We start from the raw sequence: 25,089 nt of genomic DNA on the forward strand, positions 1-25,089 counted from the left end.
CCCCCGAGGATGGGACGGGTAAGGGCGGCGGGGGCGGAACACAGCAAGGCCCGGCCGGCGGTGCGCGGGTACGCGCATCGCCCACCGGGCAGCCGTGCTCAACGGACTCCAGGCACTATTTGATCCAGGCGTCGACCTTCGCCTTGTTCGCGTCGACCCACTTCTTCGCCGCCGCCTCCGGCGTCATCTTGTCCTCGGCTATGTACTTGGCCACGGTGTTCTGGTCGTCGTTCGTCCAGGTGAAGTTCTTGACCAGGTTGTAGGCGGGGCTGCCCGACTTGGCGAACTTCGCGCTGACGATCTTGTCGAGCTTGTACACCGGGTAGTCGCAGGCGATCTTCTCCGCGTCGGCGTCGCAACCCGCCTTGTAGTCGGGCAGTTTGACCTTGACGAGCGGCACCTCGGCCATGAACCACTGGGGCTCGTAGAAGTAGCCGATCACCCATTCCTTGTCCTTCTCGGCCTTGCGGAAGGCCTGGATGAGCGCGGTCTCGCTGCCCGCGTACACCACCTTGAAGTCCAGCTTCAGGTTCTTGACCAGCGCCTCGTCGTTGGTGACGAACGACGGGTCACCGTCGAGGAGCTGGCCCTTGCCGCCCGACTCGGAGGTCTTGAACTTCGCCGCGTACTTGTCGAGGTTGTTCCAGTCGAGGATGTCGGGGTGCGCCTTGGCGAGCCACGGCGGCACGTACCAGCCGATCAGGCCTTCGTTGCCGGTCGGGCCGACCTCGACAGCCGTCTTCTGGTCGGTGATGTACTTCTTCTTCAGATCGTCGTGGCCCCAGTTCTCGATGACGGCGTCGACCTCGCCCGTCCCGAAGCCCTGCCAGGCGATCTCCTCCTTCAGGTCCTTCTTCGTGACCTTGCACCCGAGGTCCTGCTCCGCGACGTACGCGACGACCGCCGCGTTCGCCTCGTAGCCGACCCACGGGTTGACCGCGAGGTTGAAGGTGCCGCACTTCGCGGACGACCCGGAGGAGTTGGAGGAGTTGTCGGAGCCCGCGGAGTCGTCGCCGACCTTCGCGCCTCCGCACGCGGTGAGGGTGAGGGCGAGGACGGCCATGCCGGCCGCGCCGACTCTCCACTGTGTTGCTTGCCTTGCCATGGTGGTTAGCTCCTTACGCGCCTGCACGCCGCGCCGCTGCCTGAGTGATCCGGTCGAACATGACTCCGAGAAGGACGATGGCCAGCCCCGCCGCCAGCCCCTTCCCGTACAGCTGCCCCTGCGAGAAGCCGGCCACGACGTCGTAGCCGAGGGCGCCCGCGCCTACCAGGCCGCCCACAACAACCATCGACAGCACGTAGATCAGACCCTGGTTGGTGGCCAGGGTCAGAGCGCCGCGTGCCATCGGCAGCTGGACCTTGGTGATGATCTGCCAGGTGTTGCACCCGGCGGAGGTGGCCGCCTCCACGGTGGTCGCGGGCACGCTCCGTATCCCGTCCGCGATGATCTTCATGGCGACGGGGGCCGCGTAGACGATGGCCGCGACGATCGCCGTGAAGCGGGTCGCGCCGAACAGGGCCAGGAACGGTACGAGGTAGACGAACGGCGGCATGACCTGCGCCGCGTCGAGGGTGGGCCGGATCAGCCGGTCGGCGAGCGGGCTGCGGCCCATCCACACGCCGACGAGGACGGCCAGCAGCATCGTCATGACCGTGGCGACGAGGGTGGACGCCAGGGTCGTCATGCTGTCCGACCAGACGCCGGTGGCGACCAGCAGCCCCACGCACACGGCCGTGGTGACCCCGGACCGCCAGCCGCCCAGGACCACCGCGAGCCCGACCAGGACCGCGCCGACGAGCCACCAGGGCGAGTCGGTGAGCAGGGTCTGGAACGGGTTCAGCAGGCCGTTGGTGAGGGCGTCGCGGAACGCGTTGGTGAGGCCCGACAGGTTGTCCTGCACCCAGGTGCTCGCGGTGTCGGCACCGCTCGCGACGGAACTGCCGACATCACCCTCACCCGGGAACTCCGCCGCCCACACATAGGTGTGCGAAAGATAGACGAGGACGGCGGTGACGGCCGCTCCCGCGACCACCAACTGCCGCCTGCGCGCGAGGAATCGGCCGCCCGAGCGCCGGGCCGCCTCCTCGCGTCCGCTGGCCGCGGTCGTGACGCGGTCGAGGACGATGGCCATGACGACGATGGCGAGGCCCGCGTTGAAGGCGGTGCCCACGTCGAGCGACTCAAGGGCCTGGAAGACGGTCTTGCCGAGGCCGGGCGCGTCGATCAGGGCGGCGATGGTCACCATCGCGAGGGCGGCCATGATGGTCTGGTTGACGCCCATCACGACGGTCCGCTTCGACATCGGCAGCAGGACCTTCAGCAGCGACTGCCACCGGGTCGCGCCCAGCGAGTCGGCCGCCTCGACGGTGGTCTCCGGTACGGACCGGATGGCGTGCGCGGTGATCCGGATCGTCGGCGGGGCCGCGTAGACGACGGTGGCGATGACGGCGGAGGCGCCGCCGATGAGGAAGAACAGGGTCAGCGGGGCGAGGTAGACCATGGTGGGCATCGTCTGCATGAAGTCCAGGAACGGCGTCAGGATCTTGTTGACCCGGTCGGACAGCCCCGCCCACACGCCCAGCGGGATCGCGAACAGCAGCGCCACGAACACCGCCGACAGCGTCAGCGCCAGGGTGTCCATGCTCTCCTGCCACAGCCCCTGCAGCCCGAAGAAGGTGAACCCGGCGACGGTCAGCAGCGCCACCCGCCAGTTGCCCACCGCCCAGGAGACGAACCCGGCGATGCCGACGACCCCGAGCCAGCCGACCTGCGGCAGGGGGCGGGAGTCGGACGGCTGGGAGATCAGGTGCTGGACGAGCGTCACCAGGTTGTCGATGACCAGGCGGATCTCGTTGAAGAAGTAGAGGAAGAGCGGGTTGGAGTTGCGGTTGGCGCCGATCGAGTCGTTGACGTCGTTCAGCCACCGGTGCAGCCCGGTGAGGTCCGCCGCCGCGAGCGTCAGGGTGTTCGTGCCGCGCAGTACGGCGAACAGCACCAGCCAGACGACCAGGATCGCCCCGACCACCGTCCGCCGACCGACCCGGCGTACGGCCGCCACGGGCGCGGCGGCCTCGGGCACCGCGTCCTGGGGCTGCGGCGGCTCAGGTGTCGGGGGTTTCTCCATGGCGACGGTCATCGCACGTCGCCTTCCTGCGCCTGTCCCTGTCCTTGCCCGGCGACGACCGCGAGGATCTCCTCGTCGCCGACGATGCCGAGCAGCTTGCCGTTCTCGACGACCTTGACCGGCTTCTCGGCGGCGAGGACAGCCCGGGTAGCCTCCCGTACGACGACGTCCGGACCCAGCTCAGGACCGTCGAGGGCGTCACCGTCCACCGCCGGGCGCATGATCCAGCGCAGGGTGAGGACGTCTGCACGCGGTACGTCCTTCACGAACTCGCGTACGTAGTCGTCGGCGGGGGCGCCCACCAGCTCGTCGCCCGTCCCGCACTGCACCATCTTGCCGTCGCGCATGATGAGGATGCGGTCGCCGAGTTTGAGGGCCTCGGAGAGGTCGTGGGTGATGAAGACCATCGTCTTGCCGACCTCGTGGTGCAGCCGGATGACCTCGTTCTGCATGTCACGCCGGATCAGCGGGTCGAGCGCCGAGAACGGCTCGTCGAAGAGGAGGACCTCCGGGTCGCCCGCCAACGCCCTTGCCAGGCCCACGCGTTGCTGCATACCGCCGGACAGCTGGTCCGGGTAGGAGTTCTCGTACCCGGAGAGCCCGACGAGCTCGACGACCTCCAGGGCCCGCTTGACGCGCTCGGCCCTGCCCATCCCACGTATCTCAAGCCCGAAGGCGACGTTGTCGACTACACGCCGGTGCGGAAGCAGCCCGAAGTGCTGGAACACCATGGAGAACTTGCTCCGGCGCAGCTCGCGCAGCCGCTTGTCGTCGGCGTCGCGGATGTTCTCGCCCTCGAAGACGATCTCGCCGGCGGTGGGTTCGATCAGCCGGGTGAGACATCGCACCAGGGTCGACTTGCCGGAGCCCGACAGCCCCATGACCACGAACACCTCGCCGGGTGACACGTCGAAGTCGATGTCGCGTACGGCGGCGGTGCATCCCGTACGGTCCATCAGCTCGCGCCGGGTGAGCCCGCACAGCTCCTCCGACTCAGGCACCCGGTCGGCCTTCGGCCCGAACACCTTCCACAGGCCGCGCACGGAGATGACCGGCGTGCCGTCCGAGTCCTGGGGCGTGCCGCGCCGCTGCGGCACCTCGGTCTGTACTGGGGTCACGATCGACCTCTTTTCGGCGTTCAGCCGCGGAACCAGTGCTGCGGCCGGGGTTGGATGTTCTGCCAGATGTGCTTGGGCTCTCGGTACTCGTCAAGGCCGCTCGGTCCCAGCTCCCGGCCCACACCCGAGTGCCCGAAACCACCCCACTCCGCCTGCGGCACATAGGGGTGGTAGTCGTTGATCCACACGGTGCCGTGGCGCAGCGCGCGGGCGACCCGCTGGGCCTTGCCCGCGTCCTGTGTCCACACGGCGCCGGCGAGTCCGTACTCGGTGTCATTGGCGATGCGTACGGCGTCGCCCTCGTCCCCGTCCCGGAAGCGCTCGACGGTCAGTACGGGCCCGAAGGACTCCTCGTGTACAACGCGCATGGCCTGCGTGCACTCGTCGAGGACGGTGGGCGGGTAGTAGTGGCCGCCGGCGAGCGCGGGATCGTCCGGCCGCTCACCGCCACAGCGCAGTACGGCACCCTCGGCGAGCCCGGCGGCGACATACGCCTCGACCTTCTCCAGGTGCTGGGCGGAGATCAGCGCGCCGGTCTCGGCCTCGGCGTCGAAGGGCCCGCCGAGCCGGATCTGCCGCGCCCGCCGCACCACCTCGTCGACGAACCGGTCATGCAGCGAGTCCTCGACGATGAGCCGCGCACCGGCGGAACAGACCTGCCCGGAGTGCAGGAAGACGGCGGTGAGGGCGAAGTCGACTGCCGCCTCGAAGTCGGCGTCGGCGAACACCACGTTGGGGTTCTTGCCGCCGAGTTCGAGGGCCACCTTCTTCACGCCCGCGGCGGCGGTGGCCATCACGCGCTTGCCGGTCTCCAGGCCGCCGGTGAAGGAGACCATGTCGACGCCTCTGTCCTCGGAGAGCGGAGCGCCCACCTCGGGCCCGGCACCGAGGACGAGGTTGCCGACGCCGGCGGGGAGCCCGGCCTCCGCCAGCGCCTTCATCAGCAGGATGGAGGTGGAGGGGGTGAGCTCGCTGGGCTTGAGGACGAAGGTGTTACCGGCGAGAAGAGCGGGCGCTACCTTCCAACTGGCCTGCAGGAGAGGGTAGTTCCAAGGGGTGATCAGCCCGCACACCCCGACGGGCTCGTAGACGACACGACTGACGGCATCGTCTCGCCCGGTGTCGATGACGCGGCCGGCGTCCGTGCCCCCGATCCCGCCGTAGTGACGGAAGCAGGAGACGACGTCGGCGATGTCGTACTCGCTCTCCACCAGCCGCTTGCCGGTGTCGAGCGACTCGGCGCGGGCGAACTCCTTGGCGTCCCGCTCCATGATGTCGGCGGTGCGCAGCAGCAGTTGGCCGCGTTCCCGTTCGGGGGTACGCGGCCAGGGTCCTGTGTCGAAGGCGCGGCGGGCTGCGGCGATCGCGGCCTCGGCGTCGGGACGTGTCCCCTCCGAGACGGTGGCGGCGAGCCTGCCGTCAGCGGGACATCGGATTTCGCGGCGGCCACCGGCCACCGGCTCCCGCCATTCACCGTCCACATACAGGTCTGCCACGCGCCAAGCCTTTCAACAGAAATTCGTTGCGCATCGTGCACCCAATTGCTTGTGGTGGAACACCCTCGCGAATGTGCGGACATACGTCAAGTGGTTGGCGGATGACGATTTCGACAGGGACCCGTCGAGGGCTCACCAGCGGCCCGTCCACTTCCCGCCCGCTCCCATCTGCCGCCCGACAGGGGGCTCCACCCTTGACCGGAGCGGTTGCTGAGCCGACCATGTTGCGTATCGCTCACCATGTTGTGCAATACGCACCAACGGAGGCCGACGTGTCCCCTAAGTTTCCTCGACCGGTAGCTGGCAGTGAGTACGTTCTCACCCTCTCGTGCCCCGACAGCTCGGGGCTGGTCCACGCCGTGAGCGGCTTTCTCGTCCGGAACTCGGGAAACATCCTGGAGAGCCAGCAGTTCGATGATCGTCTCCAGGGCCGTTTCTTCATGAGGGTCCACTTCGACGTTTCCGATCCGAACGCCGGCCTGGAAATCCTGCGTTACCGATTCGGTCCCGTCGCCGAGGCCTACGGCATCTCCTGGACCCTGCGGGACGCGTCGACCCCGACCCGGACCCTGATCATGGTGTCGAAGTTCGGCCACTGCCTGAACGACCTCCTGTTCCGCCGCCACACCGGTGGCCTGAACATCGAGATCCCGGCGATCGTCTCCAACCACCGCGACTTCGAGAGCCTGGCGGAGAGCTACGGCATCCCCTTCCACCACATCCCGGTGACCCGGGACACCAAGCCGGAGGCGGAGGCGAGGCTGCTGGAGCTGGTCCGGGACCTGGACATCGACCTGGTGGTACTGGCCCGCTACATGCAGGTCCTCACGGACGACCTGTGCAAGGAGCTGGAGGGCCGCGCGATCAACATCCACCACTCCTTCCTCCCCAGCTTCAAGGGCGCGCGTCCCTACGAGCAGGCGTACGACCGAGGCGTCAAGCTCGTCGGCGCGACGGCCCACTACGTGACGTCCGACCTGGACGAGGGCCAGATCATCGAACAGGACGTCGTACGGGTGGACCACTCCCTAGACCCGGGCGAACTGGTGACGGTGGGCCGGGACGTCGAGGCCCAGGTCCTGGCCCACGCGGTGAAGTGGCACAGCGAGAGCAGGGTGATGGTCGAGGGAAACCGGACGGTGGTTTTCCGCTGAGCGGGTTGTATACGGGTGCTACCCACCCACCCACCCGTCTCGGCACGCTCCCCAGGCACCCTCGAACTCCCCTGCGCCGGGGTCCGACGCCGGACGCCGATTCCCTCAGCCATCTCTCCCACCCACCCGCCCGTCTCGGCCCGTTCACCAGTACTCCCTCAAGCGCGGGCGGGGCACCCTCAACCCGCCCCGGACCGCTTGTGAGCGACGGCCGGAGGCAAGGGCTGGCTTGTCACGGGCTATGGTCGCGTCCGTCCCGTGGGGCAAAGGCTGCGTGAGCGTCGGCGTCGGTCGCGCGGGCGGGCAGGAAGTAGTCGGCCCATTCGGTGATGTCGGGGTAGGTCGAGTCCTGCCTGAGCTGGGCGGCCGCTGCCTCGATGTCGAAGTTCGTGGTTCGGAGTTCGATGCCCGGACCCAGAAGGGCCCAATGCGCCCCGGTTCGGCCGTAGGGCATGCCGATACTGCCCGGGTTGATCACAAGTCGACCGTGGGCCAGGCGGACGAACGGCATATGGGTGTGGCCGCAGACCACGGTGCGGATGTCCGTATCGAGCCCGTCGAAGACCTCCTGCCAGCGGTCGAGACGGGAATCGACCAGGACGACCTCCTCGTCATCGCGAGGAGTGGCATGGCAGAACAGCACCTTTCCCAGTCCGTTCACAGACAGGCACCGGGACCGGGGAAGCGAGCCGAGAAGGTCGAGGTGGTCCTCGCGGAGCTGTTCGGCTGCCCAGGGGGCGATCGGATCGGGGATCGTGTCGCGTTGCCCACGGCGGTATTCAAGGAGTTCACGGTCGGCGTTGCCGCTGATCCATAAGACGCGGTCGCCGAGACCGGTCAGCAGGTCGAGCACCTGGGTCGGCTGCGGGCCGGCTGTGATGTCACCGGTGAGCACGATGCGATCGGCGGTGCCGATGTCTGGTTCGGCGAGCACCGCCTTCAGCGCCGGCAGGACTCCGTGAATGTCGGACAGGACGGCCACTCGGTTCAGCATGGTCACCACTGTGGGGTGAAGAGCAGGCGGGTGGCCTGACCTTTCGCCCGCCGCGTAGCTCAGAGCTGGGCGCGTTCAGCGTGTGCAGCCGCCGGGTGCGTAGTTCTTCGCACGTAGAACGACCGTCATCGGAACATGCGGTCGGACGCGGCAGCACTCCTGAACCGTGCGTTCTGACACACCGTTTACGCTGCGGCGGTTGCCGAGACTCTGATCGACAGGATGCACTGAGGAGGGCAGCCGCACTGCCTCCTATACTCCTGGCGTGTCTGACACGTCGCGCCTCTTCCACGTTTCGTCCGTGCTCAATCGGCGGTCGATCGCACGCCATGGCCTGGATTGGACCCGCATGGGTGCCGCACGGGGAATCGCAGGAAGTCGTCGCTCAGAGGTGGAGGGGGTCTTCGTCTGCCGGAGCGAGGAAGAAGCAGAGTTCTTCCTTCAGATCATCAACAACACCGGTGGGCCGGTCGATCTCTGGTCCGTAGACGGCGTCGACGAGGAGTTGCTCCTCGACAACGGCAACGGATTCGTCTACCTGCCCGGCCGTATATCAGCGGAGCAAGTCAGTCTCGTGCGATCAGACGTGTCTCCTCAGCGCGATTCCTGACTTCGCGCGGCGGTGCAGCTGGTGCCAGGCCCAGACGAAACCCGGCTCCGAGGTCGGCGAAGGTGGCTGTTCGTCGACACCTCGTCTACCTGCGGCTTCGTTGTCCCTTCACCGTAGCCATGGGACAGCCGTACCGTCTCTGTCGATCCGGGCAGACTGGCCCCATGGCATCAAACTCCACGGCATCGAACCCCAAGGCCGACCTTCACTTCTATCTGCAGTCCGCCCGCGACGCTCTGCTGTGGAAGCTCGAAGGGCTCTCGGAGTACGACATCCGGCGTCCGCTGACACCGACCGGCACCAACCTCCTGGGTCTGGTGAAACACGTGGCCAGCATGGAGCTGGGCTACCTCGGAGACACCTTCGGACGGCCGTCCGGCGAGCCGTTGCCCTGGCTAGAAGACGGTGCTGAGATCAACGCGGACATGTGGGCCACCGCTGAGGAGTCACGCGAGTACATCGTGGGGCTCTACCGTCGAGCGTGGGCACACTCGGACGCGTCGATGGACGCACTTGCGCTGGACGTGACAGGCAGGGTGCCGTGGTGGCCGAGCGACGCAAACGAGGTGACGTTGCATCATGCCGTCGTGCGCATGATCGCCGAGACACACCAGCACGCCGGACACGCCGACATCGTCCGGGAGCTCATAGACGGCGCCGTGGGGCTGAACAAGGTCAACGCGAGCATGGCGCCGGGCGACGTGGAGTGGTGGGACAACTACCGGACTCGACTGGAGCATGCGGCTCGGCAAGCCGACCGGGACGCGTGATTTCGCATGGAGATGTTCACGACCCTTGAAGCGCTGACCGACCGCGATCCGGACCAGCGAGACGTCGCCGCCGCGGTGCTCGGGGATCTCCTGCGCGGCACCGCGCTCGGCACGGATACTGCTCGCCTGGTCGTCGGACGTCTCGTCAGTCTGGCCGTCGACGATCCCGTGACCAAGGTCCGTGAGTCTGCCCTGAACTCGATCAGCGAGGCGTTCAACCACCACAGCCTCCCCCTGGACCTCGTCGAACCGCTGGCCCACGCCATGCCCACGATGGAACGTGAACTCCTCGAACACGCCCTCTATGTTCTCGGCGCCACGCACGCCACGCAGGCCCTGCCGCTGATCGAGCCCTTCCTCCACCACCCCGAGCCGGATGTGCGCGACGAAGCCCGACTCGCGGTAGCCGAGATCACCGCGATCGAGCCGGAAGGCCGAACCCACGAATCCTGACCATTGCCCCGACCTCGGCACACCGAGTGCTACGGGCCGACCAGCAGAGCAGCCAACTCGCCTCGGCTGCACGACGGGTGCAGGTCACTGACCTGGCCGTCGCCGACTTCGACGACTCGCCACACCCCGTCCGAGCGGAGGGCCACGTCGGTGGTGACGAACCGGCATCCCAGGCGCTGCACCGCAGGCCCGATATGGCCGAGGTCCGGCACCAGCCCACGCTCGAACGGGCTGTCCGGGTGAGGCGTGAGCAACCTGGGTTCGCCGTCCAGCCACCACACGCGCACTTCAGCCGCGAGGGACTCCGGCTTCGAGAACTCCTCGAAGCTGCGCAGAACGACCCCACCGGCAAGGAACTCACCCTGAAGTTCCACGAAGCGCCGCACCACCCGCTCCACCCCCACCACATCGGCGAGATCAGGAATGAAGCACGCCTGCTCCCACTCGTGCTTGCGGGATTTAACGTAGTCCTTCACGATTCCCGAGCCCGGCAGCAACGGCTCGGCGAGAACAGCCAGGTCTTCGCCGGTCAAGATCTCCCCGGGCTTGGTGGAACGCCACACGCTCGCGGGCGTGATGTCGGCGAACTCCGGATACCAGCCCGGCAGTTCGTGAGCGGCCCGGTACTGCTCCGGAGCGACGAGCAACGGGGTGCCGCGCCGGATCAGCGCCTCAGCCAACGCGGCATAGCGATCGCCCGGAACCATCCAACCCCGATACCAGGCACTCCCCAGCCCGGCCGGTACGCCTGCGACAGCCTGCCGTACATCACCCTTCAGCAGCGCGTCGTGGTCGACCAACCCGACCATCCCGCCACCCGCACGCACCTCCTGTGCTTCCTGCGCGAAGTGTTCGTCCGCGCGTCGAGGATTCAACGGATCACGGCAGTACAGGACAGGCGTCGGCATGACTGACACGCTACGGAGGCCTCGAGAGCCTCGGCCAACGGTTTCGTGCTGCCGCGCGACTCGTGCGGACGCACGGGACTTCATTCTGGCCGCCACCGCCAAAGCAAGCTGACGTACAGTCGACGCCGACCATTCACCCTAGGAGAGGTAACTGAATGCACGGCGCAGCCGACTTGATCGCGGAGACCTACGCCCTCGGCGCCGGGCCGTGGACGACGGAACCCGTAACTCGCGGTGCGTTGGGTCAGATCTGGAAGTTGTCCGGAGACGGCTCCTCCTGGGCGATTAAGGAACTCCTCTTCGGCTGCGACGAAGAACAGGTCCACCGGGAGGCGGCGTTGCGGCAGGCCGCGGAGAACCTGGGAATCGCATCACCGCGGATCATCCCCAATCGCCACGGCTCATACGTCACCCACCTCCCGCCCTCTGTCGGCGGGTCCTACGTCAAGCTGTACGACTGGATCGACGGCACCATGGCGGACGCGTCCGACCCGGACATCCTGGACTGGTTCGGCCGGACCATGGCTCTCCTTCACCAGGCGGGAGAGGGCGCGAGTGAGGTACCGAACCCCTGGTACGAGCAGTGCCCCCGGGAAGCCGACTGGCAGGACCTGCACAAGAAGGTTCATGAGGCGGGCCTCCCATGGTCGGACGCTCTGGGCCAGTTCATCGCCACCTCCGCGCCGGAGCTGGCGCAATGGGTGACTCCCTCCGACCCCGACGGTCTGGTGACGTCGCATCGTGACCTGCAGCCCCAGAACGTTCTGGTCGGCTCGAACGGACCGGTTCTCCTCGACTGGGACAACGCGGGGCCTGTTTCGGCGGAACGGGAACTCGCAAGCGCCGTATACGTATGGGCCGGCCGCAACCAGATCGACCTCGGTTCGGCCCGGCAATTGGCACGGTCCTATCGGAGCGCCGGAGGACGTGCCGCCATCAAAGGCCCGCAGTCGTTCTCGATGCTTTTCGCGACGGACGTGAACTTCATCTACGTACAGGCCGAGTGCGCCATCGACCCGAGCGTGACCGCCGCCCAGCGAGAGTTCGCCAGCAGCAAGGTCGTTGCTTCGCTGCGCAGCCTGCCCGATCTGGCGATCATCTCCCAGTTGGCGGCCGCTGTGGAGGCGGAGTTCTGATCAGCCGGCCGAGGAAAACCGTTGGGCTGCCCGACTTGCCTCAGGCACGATCGCCTCGTGCACACCTACCTGGAGACCGAGCGTCTGGCCCTGCGCCGCTTCACCGCCGACGAAGCGGACCTGCTGATCGAGCTGGACAGCGACCCGGCGGTGATGCGCCACCTGACCGGCGGCAACCCGACCGCGCCGGAGCTTGTCCGTGATCGCTATCTGCCGAACATCCTCGCCGGCTACGAGAAGTGGGGCGGCGACCTCGGCCTGTTCGCCGCGCAGGAGAAGGACGGCGGCGCGTTCATCGGCTGGTTCGTCCTGCGCCCCGAGCCGGAGGGCCCGCTGGACGAAGTCGAACTCGGCTACCGGCTGCGGCAGGCGTCTTGGGGCAAGGGTTATGCCACGGAGGGCTCGCGGGCCTTGCTGCGCAAGGCGTTCACGGAGCTCAGTGTGCGCATGGTCTGGGCCGAGACGATGTCCGTGAACCACGGTTCGCGCAACATCATGCAGAAGCTCGCGATGACGTTCGTGGACACCATCCCCACTCCCTCCGGCATGGAGAGGGTCGAGGGCTCCGAGCGTGGAGGCGTCCGGTACGAGATCACCAAGGAGCAGTGGGAGCAGCAGTCGCGGCGGCGCTGACACGGCGGCTCAACCTGGCAGCAGTTGGCACTTGGCCGGGTGATCTCCGGTTCGAACGACCGTACCTCGGCGAGCGGTTGGTGGGCGGGTAGCTCAACAAGCGTCGGTGTCCAAGCCTCCTCCCGCGCCGTTGTGCCGAGAGCCGGCCCGGTGCCGCGCGCGCAACACACGACAGTCGGTCACCTTGCTCGCATCCCGTTCCGCACCGGCGACGACTTCGGCCCGGTCGAGTTCCCTGCACTCCGGACACTCGACGAAGTCAGCGAGTGCTGCTGAACCGGCCAACCCCTCGGTGTTGTTGTGGGTCACACCACTTCTCCCCTGCTTCTGGCGTTCTCGCGTGCCGTCCTGGCGCTGAGACGCTCGGCGGGTGTGGCGAGGCGGACATGCTCGGGCTTCGCCTCCCACTCGGTTCCACCACACACCGGCCGCAGGAACCAGTACGGGCCGGCGACTCCGCGGAACTCCCCCACGCGATCACGGCTGCTGTCCACCATGAGCGTGCCGGGCTCCGGAACATGGGCGGGCTGCTGCCCACTTGCGGGAATGTTCTGCACAGTCACCACAACTCCTCTCCGTAACGACTCCGCTACCCGAGGAGACCAGCGTGGCCTAGAGTGCGACTGTCTTCAACCTGCGCTGTTTGCTCGGAGAGTTGGGTGCCCAAGTGGTGAACCGAAAGGAACTGGACCCCACAGGGTCGCCGCGGGAGCGCTTCGGAGAGCGTTTACGCAGACTGCGGGAAGAACGAGGCTGGACACAGGACGAGCTGGGCGTGCGCATGGGGTGCACCGGCACGCACATTTCGGCCGTAGAAACGGGCCGTCGCCCTCCAACTGGTCGCTTCTCGGCAAGTGCTGACAAGGCGTTTGGCACTGGTGACAGTCTTGAACGCCAAAGCCGTGCACTACGGGACACAGCAATCCTGGAGGGCTTCCCTGAGTACGCCGCGCACGAGACGCGCGCCGCAGAGATCCGACTCTTCGAGCTGGGGATTGTTCCGGGCCTGCTCCAGACCCCGGAGTACGCGGCAGCCATCGCGACAGGGGCAGTGCGGCGGGGGGCGATCACGGAGCAGCAGGCAGAGGAACGGCTGACTCTGCTTGCCGAGCGGCAAACATCGTTGGAACGGGCACCCCGGCCTCTCGTCTATGCGGTACTGGACGAAAGCTGTATCCGGCGACCGGTCGGGGGGCCCGGGGTCATGGATGCCCAATTGGACAAGCTCGTTGCGTTCGCCGAGCTGCCTTCCACAGTTCTCCAGGTCGCCCCCTTCGATCTTGGTGAGCGGCGCGCGTTCGACCTGCCGGTAACCCTCCTGACGCTCCTGGACCGGTCACAGATTGCGTACTCAGAGTCCGCGCAACAAGGCCAGCTGGAGCGGGATATGCGGTTCGTACAGCCCATGTTCACGGCCTACCATCAGCTACAGGCCGAAGCCGCTTCACAGGCGGTGTCCGTGGCCATGATCGAACAGCTACGAAAGGACACCTCGTGACTACCGACAGCCCGCAGTGGTTCACGTCCTCCTACAGCAGCAATGGCGGCCAGTGCATCGAGGTCGCGGCCAACCTCGTCGCCTCGCACCGCATAGCTCCCGTCCGTGACTCCAAGAACCCGACCGGTCCGGTTCTTAGCTTCCCGGCCGACACCTTCTCCTCCTTCGTAGCGGGCATCAAAGCAGGAGAGTTCGGCACCGTCTGATCAATCCAGTACGAAAGGGCACCCCGTGACGACCGAGTCCCCGCATTGGTTCACGTCCTCGTACAGCGACAACGGCGGCGCCTGCATAGCGGTCGCCGCGAACCTCGTCGCCTCACACGGCGTGGTCCCCGTCCGTGACTCCAAGAACCCGGACGGTCCGGTACTCGACATCCCCGCCGCCTCGTTCGTCACCTTCGTGACGGGTGTCAAGACCGGCGGATTCGACACCGTCTGACAAGGCGGGCCGAAGTGCGCGCGCTGGGGGCGCCAGCCCCCAGCGACCTCAATTGGATGTACCCGCCCGCGAGAGCGGCCGGGAGGCACAAGTCCTCGACCCGCTCAGCGGTCGGCACTGCCGGGCGGTACGACCCATTCGGTGGGCTGGCCGGTGAGAGAGGCGATCATGTCGAAGTCGCCGTCGTAGTGGAGGACTGTCCGCCGGTGCAGTTCCGCTGTGGCGGCGATCAGCAGGTCGGGGAGGGACAGCGCGCGGTGGAAGCCCGCGTTGAGAGCGTGGCACTGGACTTCCAGAGCGCAGGCGAAGGCGTGGTCGTCGGTGTGGAGGTAGTCGAAGGCGTGGAGCCAGGTGCTGATCCGGGTCGCCTCCGAGCTGTCCCGCGCGGAGTGGATCATCTCGTACTCGGTGGGTCGGCATACCGCGAGGAGGTAGCGCTCGTGCAGGGGCTTGAGTACGTCCTTGACGTTCGGTTTCGCCCAGCGGGCCAGGGCTGATTTGTCGATGAGGTACCGGTCCTGCATCAGGCGGCCCGGCCTCCGTCGCGGTCGCCGGCGCGCTTCAGAGAGCCGTCGGCGTTGCGGGGGCCGGTGTTCTCCACGATCTCGCTGAAGTCGAACTCACCGGCCTCGATGGCGTCGAAGCCCTCCTGTCGAAGGTGCCTCTTGACGGCGTCCTCCATGGCGAGGCGGACAGCTTTGGCCTTGGTCTTGGTGCCGAAGATGCGCATGGCCTCGATGACCATGTCTTCGTCGAGGTCGATGACGGTTCTGGCCATGCGGATGGTCCCTTCGCGAATGCTTCTACCGCGAAAACGATACCATTGAGCGACTGAAGTAGATATCGTTTTGATTGAGGTCGCGCTGCCACCCCTGCGACTCGCGATGCCGTGGCACAGCGAGAGCCGGATGATGGCGGAGGGGAACCTGACAGTGGTATTCCGGTGAAGCGTCCGCAGGGAGGTCGCCGGCGGCGGGCCGACGACCCCTCACTCCCTGCGACGTACGTCTACTTGCTTACGGCGAAGCGCATCAGGGCGAGTTCGTCGCCCTGCTTGATCTTCCCCGTCACGTTGATCACCTCAAGCTTCCAGGCGGAGCCGGACCGCACGGCCTTGGCGACGGCGCAGCCGTTGTCCGTGGTGAGCATGCTGGGCCAGATGTCGGCGACCTGCTGGGTGCTGCCGCCACTCGCGTCGTACACCTTGAAACTGACGTTGCGCGCCTTCTGGAAGGAACTGCCCTTCTTGTAGGCGGCGGCGACGAACACGATCGAGGTGATGTGGGGCGGGATCTTCGCGAACTCGACCGTGACGGTCTCGTCGTCGCCGTCCCCGTGCCCCGTCTGGTTGTCCCCGCTGTGGAGCAGGGAGCCGTTGCCGATGGGGTCGAGCGAGTCGAGACCCGCCAGGCGCACCGGGTCGCCGTCGTGCAGGGCGATGGCGATCAGGTCGAGGTCGGTGCCGGTCTTGCGGCGGAGTTTGCCCATCACTCCGCCGCTCGCGCCGGAGGTGGGGTCCCAGGAGGCCCCGATGGACAGATGGGTCACCCCGTCCAGGTCCGCAGGGCCGTCTTCCTTCGTGAGCGTAATCATGGGACCCATACTGCCTGGGCTCTCACCGAGGTCCCAGACAAGCCCCCCACGTCACCGGGACCGCGTGCAGGAGTTGACGCCCCCGAGGCGCCCCTCACCCACCCAACCGCTCCAGCACCCCCCGCCGCCACCGCTCCGTCTCCTCCACCTGGTTGAACGTGAACAGGTGCAGCCCCGCCACCCCCGCCCCGGGTGCCGTCAACGCGCCCTCCGCCCGTGAAAGCAGCCGCTCCGGCGAGTACCCCCCGGGCGCCGCGAACCGCAGGAACCACAGGGGGTGCCGGGTCAGGAAGCGGGTCGACTCGCCCACCCCGATCTTCGTGGCCATGGACAGCAGCTTGGCCCGCTGCACCGGCCCCGCGACACCCACGTACACCGGCAGGGCGACCTCCCGGCGCCGCACCCGGCCCACCCACTCCCCCAGCACCCGTGCGTCGAAGCACAGGTTGCTGACGATGTACGTGGCGTGCTCGCGTTTGTCCCACATGGCCTGGACGGTGACGTCGTCGTGGATGAGCGGATGGCTCTCGGGGTATCCGGTGACGCCGACGTGTGTGAACGGGCTGCCCAGCTCGCTGAGCCTCCGTAGCACCGGCAGGGCACCCTCGTAGGACCCGGCCGGGGGATTCGCGTCGCCGGCAGGCACGAAGACGTCCTCCACCCCCAGCTCCCGCAACCGGTCGACGACGTCCTTGAGATGCGCGTCGTCCCGCAGCAGCCTGGCCGGTACGTGAGGGACTACGCGATAGCCGTGCGACGCCAGTCGACCGGCCAGGTCGAGGGTCGGTTCCAGGCCCTTGACCGGTGATGCCGTCACCGTGACGACGGCATCGCGCGGAAGGTGGGCGAGGACCTTCTCCTCGGTCGTCTTCGCGGGCAGCACCTCGTAACGGACGCGCTCCAGCAGAGACCTGAGCCCCCGGAGCCCTGAGGTACCCAACGCCCGCTACCCGGCCTGCTGGGCGTCGGCGTCGCCGTGGCGGTAGTACGCGGCACGGGAAGCCGGCAGTGGCCGCTTGCCGAGGATCAGGTCGGCGGCCTTCTCGGCGATCATCATCACCGGCGCGTAGATGTTGCCGTTGGTGACGTAGGGCATCACGGAGGCGTCCACGACGCGCAGCCCCTCCACCCCGTGCACCCGCATGCTCTCCGGGTCGACGACGGCCATCCCGTCCTCCGCGGGCCCCATCTTGCAGGTGCAGGACGGGTGCAGGGCCGTCTCACCCTCCTTGGCGACCCAGTCGAGGATCTCCTCGTCCGACTCCACCTTCGCCCCGGGCGACACCTCACCGTCGTTGTACGGGGCGAGGGCGGGCTGGCTGAGGAGCTTGCGCGCGACGCGGATCGCCTCGACCCACTCGCGCCGGTCCTGCTCGGTGGAGAGGTAGTTGAAGCGCAGCGCCGGATGTTCGCGCGGGTCCCTGCTCTTGATCTTCACGGAGCCGATGGCGTCGGAGTACATGGGGCCCACGTGCACCTGGTAGCCGTGGCCGCCTGCCGGGGACGAGCCGTCGTAGCGGACGGCGATGGGCAGGAAGTGGAACATCAGGTTGGGGTAGGCGACGTCCTCGTTGCTGCGGGCGAAGCCCCCGGCCTCGAAGTGGTTGGTGGCGGCGGGCCCCTTGCGGAACAGCCACTGCAGGCCGATGAAGGGGGCCCGCCACTTCGCCATGTACGGCTGCATGGACACGGGCTGCTTGCAGGCGTACTGGACGTACACCTCCAGGTGGTCCTGCATGTTCTCGCCGACGCCGGGGAGGTCGTGGACGACGTCGACACCGAGGGCGCTCAGCTCCTCGGCGTTGCCTACGCCCGACAGCTGGAGCAGCTGCGGGGAGTTGATGGCGCCGCCGCAGAGGATGACCTCCTTGGCGCGGACCTGCTGGAGTGCGCCCTTGCCGCGCTGGTACTCGACACCGACGGCCCGCTTGCCCTCGAAGAGGACCCGGGTGACCAGCGCGCGCGTCTTCACCGTGAGGTTGGGCCGCTTGCGGACGGGCTTGAGGTACGCCTTGGACGCCGAGAGCCGGCGCCCGCGGTGGACGTTGCGGTCGAACTTGGCGAAGCCCTCCTGCCGGTACCCGTTGACGTCTTCGGTGGGCGCGTACCCCGCTTCCTCGGTGGCCTTGAGGAAGGCGCCGAAGAGGGGGTTGGTGGCCGGGCCGCGTTCGAGGACGAGGGGACCGTCGTGGCCGCGGAACTCGTCGTCCGGGTCGGCGGCGAGACAGTTCTCCATACGCCGGAAGTACGGCAGACAGTGCGCGTAGTCCCACTTCGCCATGCCCGGGTCGGCCGCCCAGCGCTCGTAGTCCATGGGGTTGCCGCGCTGGAAGATCATGCCGTTGATGCTGCTGGAGCCGCCGAGCACCTTGCCGCGGGCGTGGTAGACGCGCCGGCCGCCCATGTGGGGCTCGGGCTCGGACTCGTACTTCCAGTCGTAGAAGCGGCTGCCGATGGGATAGGTCAGGGCCGCGGGCATGTGGATGAAGACGTCCCACGGGTAGTCGGGCCGGCCGGCCTCCAGGACCAGCACCTTGTTGGCCGGGTCCGCGGAGAGCCTGTTTGCCAGTGCGCTGCCGGCCGATCCGCCGCCGACGATGACGAAGTCGTATTGCAGGGGAGCCATGATCTCTCGTCTCGCTCGCGCCGTAGATACGCCAGGCATGCTAATCCAGTAGCGCTATACGCACCAGGTTGCGGGACGCGCAACATGCAAGCACTTGGTTTCGGGTCTGTTACTTGCAATGGTGTTGTTTACTGCGCGTATAGTTTCGCTGTGAGCAACCACAGCACAGACACCGAAACGTCCAGTACACAGGCCGGCGGAGTGCAGTCGGTCGACCGCGCGATCAGCGTTCTGGAGATTCTCGCCCAGCGCGGCGAGGCAGGCGTCAGCGAGGTCGCCGCCGAGATCGATGTTCACAAATCCACCGCTTTCCGGCTGCTCGGCGCGCTGGAGGCACGCGGTCTGGTGGAGCAGGCGGGCGAGCGCGGCAAGTACCGTCTCGGCTTCGGCATCGTGCGCCTCGCCGGCGCGGTCACAGGCAGTATCGACATCACGCAGCAGGGCCGCCCGGTCTGCGAGCAGCTCGCCGAGGAGATCGGCGAGACCGTCAACATCGCCGTGATGCAGGAGCACTACGCCGTCAACCTGTACGAGGTACGGGGCCCCGGCGCCGTCAGCGCGTACAACTGGGTCGGCCAGCTGACCCCGCTGCACGCCACCTCCAGCGGCAAGATCCTGCTGGCCCACCTGCCCGCGAAAGATCGCACCGCGCTGCTGAACGGGGCCGGCCTGAAGAAGGTCACCCCGCACACCATCACCGCGAAGACGAAGCTGGAGAAGGACCTCTCGGAGGCGCGGGAGCGGGGGTACGCGTGGACGCAGGAGGAGCTGGAGATCGGGCTGCACGCGATGGCGGCGCCGATCCGCGACCACACCGGGACGGTTGTCGCGGCGGTGAGTGCGTCGGGGCCTTCTTACCGGTTCACGACGGAGCGGTTGCACGAGTTGGCGCCGATCCTGGTCAAGGGGGCGGCGGAGATCAGTCACCGGATGGGGTATCTGGGGTGAGTTCTTCGGGCGCGGGCCGGTGGGGGCTGGTCGCGGAGTTCCCCGCGCCCCTTGAACGCGCCCCCTGCTTCTAACTGCTGCCCAGGCGCTCGTTGACCCAGTCGTGGAACGCGCCGATGTGGTGCTCGCTCGGGACCAGGACGCCGCCCTTCGCGTAGAGCCGGGAGCTCATGCCGGGCTGGGTGCGTTCGCAGGCCTCGAAGTCCTGGCGGTTGACGCGGTCGAAGAGTTCCACGGACCGGGTGACGTCCTTGCCGCTCTCGACGACGTGCGGGAGATACAGCCAGTCGCACTCGACGATCGTGCGGTCGGCGGCCACCGGGTACATGCGGTGGAAGATCACATGGTCGGGTACGAGGTTGATGAACACCTGCGGTCTGACGGTGATCGCGTAGTAGCGGCGGTCCTGCTCCTCGGCGACGCCCGGGATGCGGTCCAGGCCCTCGGAGCCGTCGATGGTGAACCCCTGGACCTCCCCGCCGAACTCGGCGCCGTGGCCGACGTAGTACTGGGCGGCGTAACCGTCGGCGAACTCGGGGAGCACCTCGGTGAGTTCGGGGTGGATCGTGGCGCAGTGGTAGCACTCCATGAAGTTCTCGATGATGAGCTTCCAGTTGGCCTTCACGTCGTAGACGATCCGCTTGCCGACCGAGAGGTTGTCGATGTCGTAGTGCTCGATCGACTCGACGTCACCGAGCCTGCCGATGACCTCGCCGATGACGTCCTCCTCGAAGGAGGGCGGGTTCTCCGCCAGGCAGACCCAGACATAGCCGAGCCACTCCCGGACGGCCACCGCCACCAGGCCGTACTCGGTGCGGCCGACGTCGGGCATCTTGGTGAGATTGGGCGCGGCGACGAGCTTGCCGTCCAGGCCGTACGTCCAGGCGTGGTAGGGGCACTGGAAGGCCCGCTTGACCTCGCCGGACTCCTCCGTGCAGAGCTTGGCGCCACGGTGCCGGCACACGTTGAAGTAGGCGCGGATCGAGTTGTCCCGCGCGCGGGTGACGAGGATGCTCTCGCGGCCCACGTCGACGGTCCGGAAGGCGCCGGGCTTCGCCAGTTCGGAGGCGCGCGCGACACAGAACCACATGGTCTCGAATATGCGCTCCTGCTCCTGCGCGAAGATCCCCGCGTCCGTGTAGGAGGAGCCGGGCAGGGTGGCGATCAGACTGTCGGGCAGGCCTGTCGAGGTCACAGTGCACTCCTCGGAGAAACGTCGTGGTGGTCAGGATCCGTCAACTAGACAGCGCTCTGGGCGGGTAGAGCCCCCGCAGGGGCGCACCCGTCCAGGGGCGCGGGGAACTGCGCGACCAGCCCCCACCGGGCCCGCAGCCGAAATTCACCGCACCCCCGGCACCGCACTCAACTGCTTCCGCCACCGCACAAACAACCGAGGCTGATTCATCCCCAGCACACCCACCGGCTCCCCACCCCGCCGGTAAACAGCCAGAACGTTCCGCTCACCCACAGCCCCCTCCTCCACCGCCACACTGTCAGCGACCCCCGCATGGCCGACGAACTGGATCTTCACCCCGTACTGGTCGGACCAGAAATACGGCGGCCGGGGCACCCCCGTCTCCACCGCACCCCCCGCCAGCAGCGTCGCCACGGCGGCAGCCGGCCGCTCCAGCGCGCCCGTCCAGTGCTCGACCCGGCGATGGGCGCCCACCCGGGGGTCGTACCAGTTGGCGCAGTCGCCGACCGCGACCACACCGGCCAGGCTGGTGCGGCCGTCGGCGCCGCACTTGACGCCGTTCTCCAGGGCCACGCCGGACCCCGCCAGCCAGTCGACGCAGGGCCGCGCGCCCACCCCGACGACGACGATGTCGGCGGGGACACTGCGCCCGTCGGCCAGCAGCACGGCCTCGACCCGGCTCTCCCCGCTCAGCCCCTTGACCCCGGTCCCGCACAGCAGCCGTACGCCATGGTCGGCGTGGAGGCCGGAGACGACGGCGCCCATGGTCTCGCCGAGTGGTCCGGCGAGCGGTGTCGGCGCGGCCTCGATGACCGTCACGTCGAGGCCGAGGGCGTACGCGGTGGAGGCGACCTCGGCGCCGATGAAGCCGCCGCCGATCACCACCAGCCGTCCGCCGAGGGCCAGTTCGTCGCGCAGGGCGCGGGCGTCGTCGAGGGTGCGCAGGGTGTGCACGCCGGTCAGGCCGTCGGCGCCCGGCAGGGTGCGGGCGGCGGCGCCGGTCGCGATGACGATGCCGTCGGCGCGTACGTTCCGGCCGTCGGCGAGGCGGACGGACCGGTCGGTGCGGTCGAGGCCGATCGCGCGGGTGCCCAGAAGCCACTCCGCGCGCAGGTCCTCGCCGTCCGTCTCCAGTCCGAGCTCCGCCTCGCCGAGGGTTCCGGCCAGGAACTCCTTGGACAACGGCGGCCTGTCGTACGGGCGGTGAGCCTCGTCGCCGATCAGAACCAGCCGTCCGTCATAGCCCTGCTTGCGCAGGGAGCGCGCCGCCGACAGTCCGGCCAGCGAGGCACCCACCACGGCCACCGTCCTCACGCGGGACCCCCGGCGAGCCGGGCCGCGATACAGGGGGGCAGGTTGGGGGCGTCCGTGGACACCTGCACGTAGATCATGCCGTCCTCGACGACGACCTCGTGTGTCCGCACCGGCAGCTTGGCCGGCGGGGAGTCGACGGCGCCGGTGCGCAGGTCGAACTTCGAGGCGTGCAGCGGGCATTCCACCTCGCAGCCCTCCAGCCAGCCGTCGGCGAGCGAGGCATCCTGGTGGGTGCAGGTGTCGTCGATGGCGAAGACCTCGCCGTCGTCGGTGTGGAACACCGAGACGGGCGGGTCGATGTCGAGCCGGAGGGCCTCACCTCGCGGGAGATCCGCGAGACGGCACGCGGGAATCATCATGACACCTCGGTGCGTATAGCGAAACGGATTGCGGTAAGCGCAACGTCAGTTTGAGGGCGCCCAGAACCCTTGTCAAGAAGTCCAGGGACCGGGATGAGCCATGGCGGCGAGTTGCGTCATGAACAACTTCGCTCACATTGCACAACGTGAAACCAAGCGAGCCCGATGCCGGACCGAGCGCGTCGAAGCAGCTCGGACAGACATCGGGCAGGCGTGAAGCAGCGCGGTCCCCTGCTTGGCGGCACTTGGGGACGTACGGATCGCCGGCGTCGGACCGGACGGTCAGAAACCGCGGTCGATCCACTCCTGGAGGTGCGGGGCCTCGGCGGCGACCGTGGTGGTGTCCCCGTGCCCGGTGTATACGACGGTGTCGCCGGGCAGCGTCAGCAGCCGGTCCCGGATCGAGTCGACGATGGTCGGGAAGTGGGAGTAGGAGCGGCCGGTGGCCCCGGGGCCGCCCGCGAAGAGCGTGTCGCCGCCGAAGAGGGCATTCAGGGCCGGTGCGTACAGACAGACCGCGCCCGGGGCATGGCCGGGCGTGTGCAGCACGGTCAGCTCGATCCCGGCGACGGTCAGCACCTGGCCGTCGGTCAGCGTGGCGTCGGGTTCCCGGTCGGGGTGGGTCTGCTTCCACAGCGGCAGATCGTCGGCGTGGAGCAGGATCGGGGCGCCGGTGCGTTCGGCGAGGGCGGGGGCGGCGTCGATGTGGTCGCTGTGGGCGTGGGTGCACACGACGGCCCGGAGCGTGCGACCGCCGAGGGCTTCGGCGATGGCGTCGGCGTCATGGGCGGCGTCGACGACGACCGCCTCGTTCTCGTCGCCGATGATCCACACGTTGTTGTTGACGTCCCAGGTGCCGCCGTCGAGCGAGAACGTGCCCGAGGTGACCAGCCGGTCGACACGGGCGCCGGCGGCCGTCACAGCACCACCACCGAACGCAGTACGTCGCCGCCGTGCATCCGCTCGAACGCCTTCTCGACGTCGTCGAGCGCGATGGTCTCGGTCACGAAGGCGTCCAGGGGAAGGCGGCCCTGGAGATAGAGGTCGATGAGCATGGGGAAGTCGCGGGAGGGCAGGCAGTCGCCGTACCAGGACGACTTCAGTGAGCCGCCCCGCCCGAAGACGTCGATCAACGGGAGTTCGAGTTTCATCTCCGGCGTCGGCACACCCACCAGGACCACGGTCCCGGCGAGGTCGCGGGCGTAGAAGGCCTGCTTGTACGTCTCCGGGCGGCCGACCGCCTCGATGACGACATCGGCGCCGTTGCCGCCGGTCAGCTCACGGATGGCCTCGACGGCGTCGGTCTCCCTGGAGTTGACCGTGTGGGTCGCGCCCAGCCTGCGGGCGGTGGCGAGCTTGTTGTCGTCGATGTCGACGGCGATGATCTTCGCGGCGCCGGCCAGGTTCGACCCGACGACGGCCGCGTCCCCGACCCCACCGCAGCCGATGACGGCGACCGAGTCACCGCGACCGACGTTCCCGGTGTTGATGGCGGCGCCGATTCCCGCCATCACGCCACACCCCAGCAGCCCGGCGACGGCAGCGGAGGCGGCCGGGTCGACCTTGGTGCACTGCCCGGCCGCGACGAGGGTCTTCTCGGCGAAGGCGCCGATGCCGAGGGCCGGCGACAGCTCGGTCCCGTCGAGGAGGGTCATCTTCTGCCTGGCGTTGTGCGTGTTGAAGCAGTACCACGGGCGTCCACGCAGACAGGCCCGGCAACTCCCGCACACAGCACGCCAGTTGAGGATCACGAAGTCGCCGGGAGCCACGTCCGTGACCCCCTCGCCCACCGACTCCACGACCCCGGCGGCCTCGTGGCCGAGCAGGAAGGGGAAGTCGTCGTTGATCCCGCCCTCGCGGTAGTGCAGGTCGGTGTGGCACACCCCGCAGGCCTGGATCCGGACCAGCGCCTCGCCCGGCCCGGGGTCCGGCACGAGGATCGTCTCCAGGCTGACGGGGGCACCCTTGCCCCGCGCGACGACAGCACGGACCTGGTGAGTCATGACCACTCCTCGGCTGGTACGGGAGATCCAGGCCGAACGTTGCTCATTACGGCACGCATCTCATGTGTCGCAACACAGCATCAGGGAGCGCCGGGCGGGGGTCAAGGATTCGGAGGGTTCCTCGGAGCAGTAGTCGTTCGGGAAGGCGGCACGACGCGACCTTCCCGAACGCCACGTTCGGAGTCAGTTCCCCGGAGTCAGTTCCAGGGGTTCGCGGGCTGGTCGTCGATGGCTGCCCAGAAGCGCGTGTTCGCGGGGAGGTAGCCGTGGGCCCAGAACGACCAGCCGCCGCTCGACTCCAGGTTGCTGCCGTAGCGGCCGTCATGGAACTCGGCCATGCGCCAGCCGGTTCCGTAGTACTGGACACAGAGGCTGTTCGCGACGGAGAGGCTGGTCAGCGCTTTGCCCTGGACCGGGGGCGTGGCGGCGACGGTGCCGCGAGCCCAGCCCGCGTAGAAGTCCGGGGTGATCCCGCTCGGTACGCCGCTGCCGGTGACTCTCAGGCACAGCAGCGGCAGCGTGGCGGTGGCCGGGGTGTCGCCGTAGTACGGATCGGTCGCGGAGTCCGCCCCCACCCTGACGGTGCCGTTGGCGGCGCCATCGACGAGCACGGTCCAGGTCATCCCGGACGGGATGGCGGACGGGGCGGCCTGTGCGGGGGTGGCGGCTGTCGGCAGCAGGGCGAGCGAGGCGGCGACGGCGAGGCCGACGA

General features: G+C 68.1%; 28 protein-coding genes. 10 read left to right on the forward strand and 18 right to left on the reverse strand.

The genetic code is table 11. The features are described 5' to 3' along the window. Window positions 1-115: 115 nt before the first annotated feature. From STRTUCAR8_RS29770 to STRTUCAR8_RS29785, 4 genes are read right to left on the reverse strand one after another with little or no spacing between them, the layout of a single operon-like run. Window positions 116-1,105, reverse strand: a complete 990-nt coding sequence (locus tag STRTUCAR8_RS29770) for an ABC transporter substrate-binding protein (RefSeq protein WP_006379845.1) — start codon at window positions 1,103-1,105, stop codon at window positions 116-118. Window positions 1,106-1,118: 13 nt separating this feature from the next. Next, window positions 1,119-3,140, reverse strand: a complete 2,022-nt coding sequence (locus tag STRTUCAR8_RS29775; protein WP_006379837.1) for an ABC transporter permease — start codon at window positions 3,138-3,140, stop codon at window positions 1,119-1,121. Beyond that, complete coding sequence (locus tag STRTUCAR8_RS29780; RefSeq protein WP_006379847.1) at window positions 3,137-4,246, reverse strand: quaternary amine ABC transporter ATP-binding protein; 1,110 nt, start codon at window positions 4,244-4,246, stop codon at window positions 3,137-3,139. Before STRTUCAR8_RS29780 ends, STRTUCAR8_RS29775 begins: the two co-directional genes overlap by 4 nt. Window positions 4,247-4,266: 20 nt before the next feature. Continuing rightward, on the reverse strand, window positions 4,267-5,742 hold the full coding sequence (locus tag STRTUCAR8_RS29785) for an aldehyde dehydrogenase family protein (RefSeq protein WP_006379849.1): 1,476 nt from the start codon (window positions 5,740-5,742) through the stop codon (window positions 4,267-4,269). 272 nt (window positions 5,743-6,014) lie between these two features. Between STRTUCAR8_RS29785 and purU the strand changes: the two genes are divergently transcribed. After that, window positions 6,015-6,896: a formyltetrahydrofolate deformylase gene (gene purU / locus STRTUCAR8_RS29790; protein ID WP_006379857.1), complete on the forward strand. Its 882-nt coding sequence runs from the start codon at window positions 6,015-6,017 to the stop codon at window positions 6,894-6,896. A gap of 232 nt (window positions 6,897-7,128) precedes the next feature. Here the strand turns inward: purU and STRTUCAR8_RS29795 are convergent, their stop codons facing one another. Next, window positions 7,129-7,890 (reverse strand): metallophosphoesterase family protein, encoded by a 762-nt coding sequence (locus tag STRTUCAR8_RS29795; protein WP_044473135.1) that lies wholly within the window; start codon window positions 7,888-7,890, stop codon window positions 7,129-7,131. 265 nt (window positions 7,891-8,155) lie between these two features. Between STRTUCAR8_RS29795 and STRTUCAR8_RS29800 the strand changes: the two genes are divergently transcribed. The 3 genes from STRTUCAR8_RS29800 (at window position 8,156) to STRTUCAR8_RS29810 (ending at window position 9,723) form a co-directional block, all read left to right on the forward strand. Further along, window positions 8,156-8,500 carry a hypothetical protein gene (locus STRTUCAR8_RS29800; RefSeq protein ID WP_044473132.1) on the forward strand — a complete coding sequence of 115 codons (345 nt, stop codon included), beginning with the start codon at window positions 8,156-8,158 and terminating at the stop codon, window positions 8,498-8,500. A 164-nt stretch (window positions 8,501-8,664) separates the two neighbouring features. After that, entirely contained in the window at window positions 8,665-9,270 is a 606-nt protein-coding gene (locus STRTUCAR8_RS29805; protein ID WP_006379833.1) for a DinB family protein, read from the forward strand. A gap of 12 nt (window positions 9,271-9,282) precedes the next feature. After that, entirely contained in the window at window positions 9,283-9,723 is a 441-nt protein-coding gene (locus STRTUCAR8_RS29810; protein ID WP_234372469.1) for a HEAT repeat domain-containing protein, read from the forward strand. Window positions 9,724-9,752: 29 nt separating this feature from the next. Here the strand turns inward: STRTUCAR8_RS29810 and STRTUCAR8_RS29815 are convergent, their stop codons facing one another. Continuing rightward, the gene (locus STRTUCAR8_RS29815; protein WP_006379850.1) at window positions 9,753-10,631 is read right to left on the reverse strand and encodes an ATP-grasp domain-containing protein; all 879 of its coding nucleotides are present in this window, start codon (window positions 10,629-10,631) and stop codon (window positions 9,753-9,755) included. Between the two features lie 155 nt (window positions 10,632-10,786). Here STRTUCAR8_RS29815 and STRTUCAR8_RS29820 point away from each other — a divergent pair, with 155 nt between their 5' ends. Together STRTUCAR8_RS29820 and STRTUCAR8_RS29825 are read left to right on the forward strand one after the other, a co-directional pair. Beyond that, window positions 10,787-11,767 carry a phosphotransferase enzyme family protein gene (locus STRTUCAR8_RS29820; protein WP_006379840.1) on the forward strand — a complete coding sequence of 327 codons (981 nt, stop codon included), beginning with the start codon at window positions 10,787-10,789 and terminating at the stop codon, window positions 11,765-11,767. A 57-nt stretch (window positions 11,768-11,824) separates the two neighbouring features. Then, on the forward strand, window positions 11,825-12,400 hold the full coding sequence (locus STRTUCAR8_RS29825; protein WP_006379863.1) for a GNAT family N-acetyltransferase: 576 nt from the start codon (window positions 11,825-11,827) through the stop codon (window positions 12,398-12,400). Between the two features lie 305 nt (window positions 12,401-12,705). Here the strand turns inward: STRTUCAR8_RS29825 and STRTUCAR8_RS50440 are convergent, their stop codons facing one another. Beyond that, window positions 12,706-12,897, reverse strand: a complete 192-nt coding sequence (locus STRTUCAR8_RS50440) for a hypothetical protein (protein ID WP_409081161.1) — start codon at window positions 12,895-12,897, stop codon at window positions 12,706-12,708. 170 nt (window positions 12,898-13,067) lie between these two features. Here STRTUCAR8_RS50440 and STRTUCAR8_RS29830 point away from each other — a divergent pair, with 170 nt between their 5' ends. The 3 genes from STRTUCAR8_RS29830 to STRTUCAR8_RS29840 are packed head-to-tail and all read left to right on the forward strand — an operon-like array spanning window position 13,068 to window position 14,339. After that, window positions 13,068-13,898: a helix-turn-helix domain-containing protein gene (locus tag STRTUCAR8_RS29830; protein ID WP_006379852.1), complete on the forward strand. Its 831-nt coding sequence runs from the start codon at window positions 13,068-13,070 to the stop codon at window positions 13,896-13,898. Beyond that, the gene (locus STRTUCAR8_RS29835; protein WP_006379835.1) at window positions 13,895-14,104 is read left to right on the forward strand and encodes a DUF397 domain-containing protein; all 210 of its coding nucleotides are present in this window, start codon (window positions 13,895-13,897) and stop codon (window positions 14,102-14,104) included. The genes STRTUCAR8_RS29830 and STRTUCAR8_RS29835 overlap by 4 nt, the downstream gene beginning before the upstream one ends. A gap of 25 nt (window positions 14,105-14,129) precedes the next feature. Then, window positions 14,130-14,339: a DUF397 domain-containing protein gene (locus STRTUCAR8_RS29840; protein ID WP_006379830.1), complete on the forward strand. Its 210-nt coding sequence runs from the start codon at window positions 14,130-14,132 to the stop codon at window positions 14,337-14,339. Window positions 14,340-14,443: 104 nt separating this feature from the next. Here STRTUCAR8_RS29840 and STRTUCAR8_RS29845 read toward each other — a convergent pair whose 3' ends face one another. The 5 genes from STRTUCAR8_RS29845 to betA form a co-directional block, all read right to left on the reverse strand. Continuing rightward, complete coding sequence (locus STRTUCAR8_RS29845; protein ID WP_006379861.1) at window positions 14,444-14,863, reverse strand: PIN domain nuclease; 420 nt, start codon at window positions 14,861-14,863, stop codon at window positions 14,444-14,446. Beyond that, window positions 14,863-15,117, reverse strand: a complete 255-nt coding sequence (locus STRTUCAR8_RS29850) for a type II toxin-antitoxin system VapB family antitoxin (protein WP_006379844.1) — start codon at window positions 15,115-15,117, stop codon at window positions 14,863-14,865. The genes STRTUCAR8_RS29845 and STRTUCAR8_RS29850 overlap by 1 nt, the downstream gene beginning before the upstream one ends. Before the next feature lie 230 nt (window positions 15,118-15,347). Continuing rightward, window positions 15,348-15,932 (reverse strand): TerD family protein, encoded by a 585-nt coding sequence (locus STRTUCAR8_RS29855; RefSeq protein WP_044473137.1) that lies wholly within the window; start codon window positions 15,930-15,932, stop codon window positions 15,348-15,350. A gap of 94 nt (window positions 15,933-16,026) precedes the next feature. Continuing rightward, entirely contained in the window at window positions 16,027-16,872 is an 846-nt protein-coding gene (locus STRTUCAR8_RS29860; RefSeq protein ID WP_006379834.1) for a methylenetetrahydrofolate reductase, read from the reverse strand. 6 nt (window positions 16,873-16,878) lie between these two features. Next, on the reverse strand, window positions 16,879-18,558 hold the full coding sequence (gene betA, locus STRTUCAR8_RS29865) for a choline dehydrogenase (protein ID WP_044473133.1): 1,680 nt from the start codon (window positions 18,556-18,558) through the stop codon (window positions 16,879-16,881). Between the two features lie 201 nt (window positions 18,559-18,759). Here betA and STRTUCAR8_RS29870 point away from each other — a divergent pair, with 201 nt between their 5' ends. After that, entirely contained in the window at window positions 18,760-19,506 is a 747-nt protein-coding gene (locus STRTUCAR8_RS29870; protein WP_006379838.1) for an IclR family transcriptional regulator, read from the forward strand. Between the two features lie 70 nt (window positions 19,507-19,576). On the opposite strand, the gene STRTUCAR8_RS29875 is transcribed toward STRTUCAR8_RS29870, so the two are convergent. The 6 genes from STRTUCAR8_RS29875 to STRTUCAR8_RS29900 all read right to left on the reverse strand — a co-directional run. Further along, window positions 19,577-20,701 (reverse strand): aromatic ring-hydroxylating oxygenase subunit alpha, encoded by a 1,125-nt coding sequence (locus STRTUCAR8_RS29875; protein ID WP_006379858.1) that lies wholly within the window; start codon window positions 20,699-20,701, stop codon window positions 19,577-19,579. 144 nt (window positions 20,702-20,845) lie between these two features. Then, the gene (locus STRTUCAR8_RS29880; protein ID WP_006379831.1) at window positions 20,846-22,015 is read right to left on the reverse strand and encodes an NAD(P)/FAD-dependent oxidoreductase; all 1,170 of its coding nucleotides are present in this window, start codon (window positions 22,013-22,015) and stop codon (window positions 20,846-20,848) included. Then, window positions 22,012-22,374, reverse strand: coding sequence for a bifunctional 3-phenylpropionate/cinnamic acid dioxygenase ferredoxin subunit (locus tag STRTUCAR8_RS29885; protein WP_044473134.1), 363 nt, complete (start codon window positions 22,372-22,374; stop codon window positions 22,012-22,014). The genes STRTUCAR8_RS29880 and STRTUCAR8_RS29885 overlap by 4 nt, the downstream gene beginning before the upstream one ends. Window positions 22,375-22,656: 282 nt before the next feature. Beyond that, complete coding sequence (locus STRTUCAR8_RS29890; protein WP_006379860.1) at window positions 22,657-23,295, reverse strand: MBL fold metallo-hydrolase; 639 nt, start codon at window positions 23,293-23,295, stop codon at window positions 22,657-22,659. Next, window positions 23,292-24,377: an S-(hydroxymethyl)mycothiol dehydrogenase gene (locus STRTUCAR8_RS29895; protein ID WP_006379842.1), complete on the reverse strand. Its 1,086-nt coding sequence runs from the start codon at window positions 24,375-24,377 to the stop codon at window positions 23,292-23,294. Before STRTUCAR8_RS29895 ends, STRTUCAR8_RS29890 begins: the two co-directional genes overlap by 4 nt. A gap of 197 nt (window positions 24,378-24,574) precedes the next feature. Next, window positions 24,575-25,089: hypothetical protein (locus STRTUCAR8_RS29900; RefSeq protein ID WP_052350923.1), on the reverse strand; the 515-nt coding region annotated here is incomplete at its 5' end.

Source organism: Streptomyces turgidiscabies Car8, assembly GCF_000331005.1.
Classification (GTDB): Bacteria; Actinomycetota; Actinomycetes; order Streptomycetales; family Streptomycetaceae; genus Streptomyces; species Streptomyces turgidiscabies.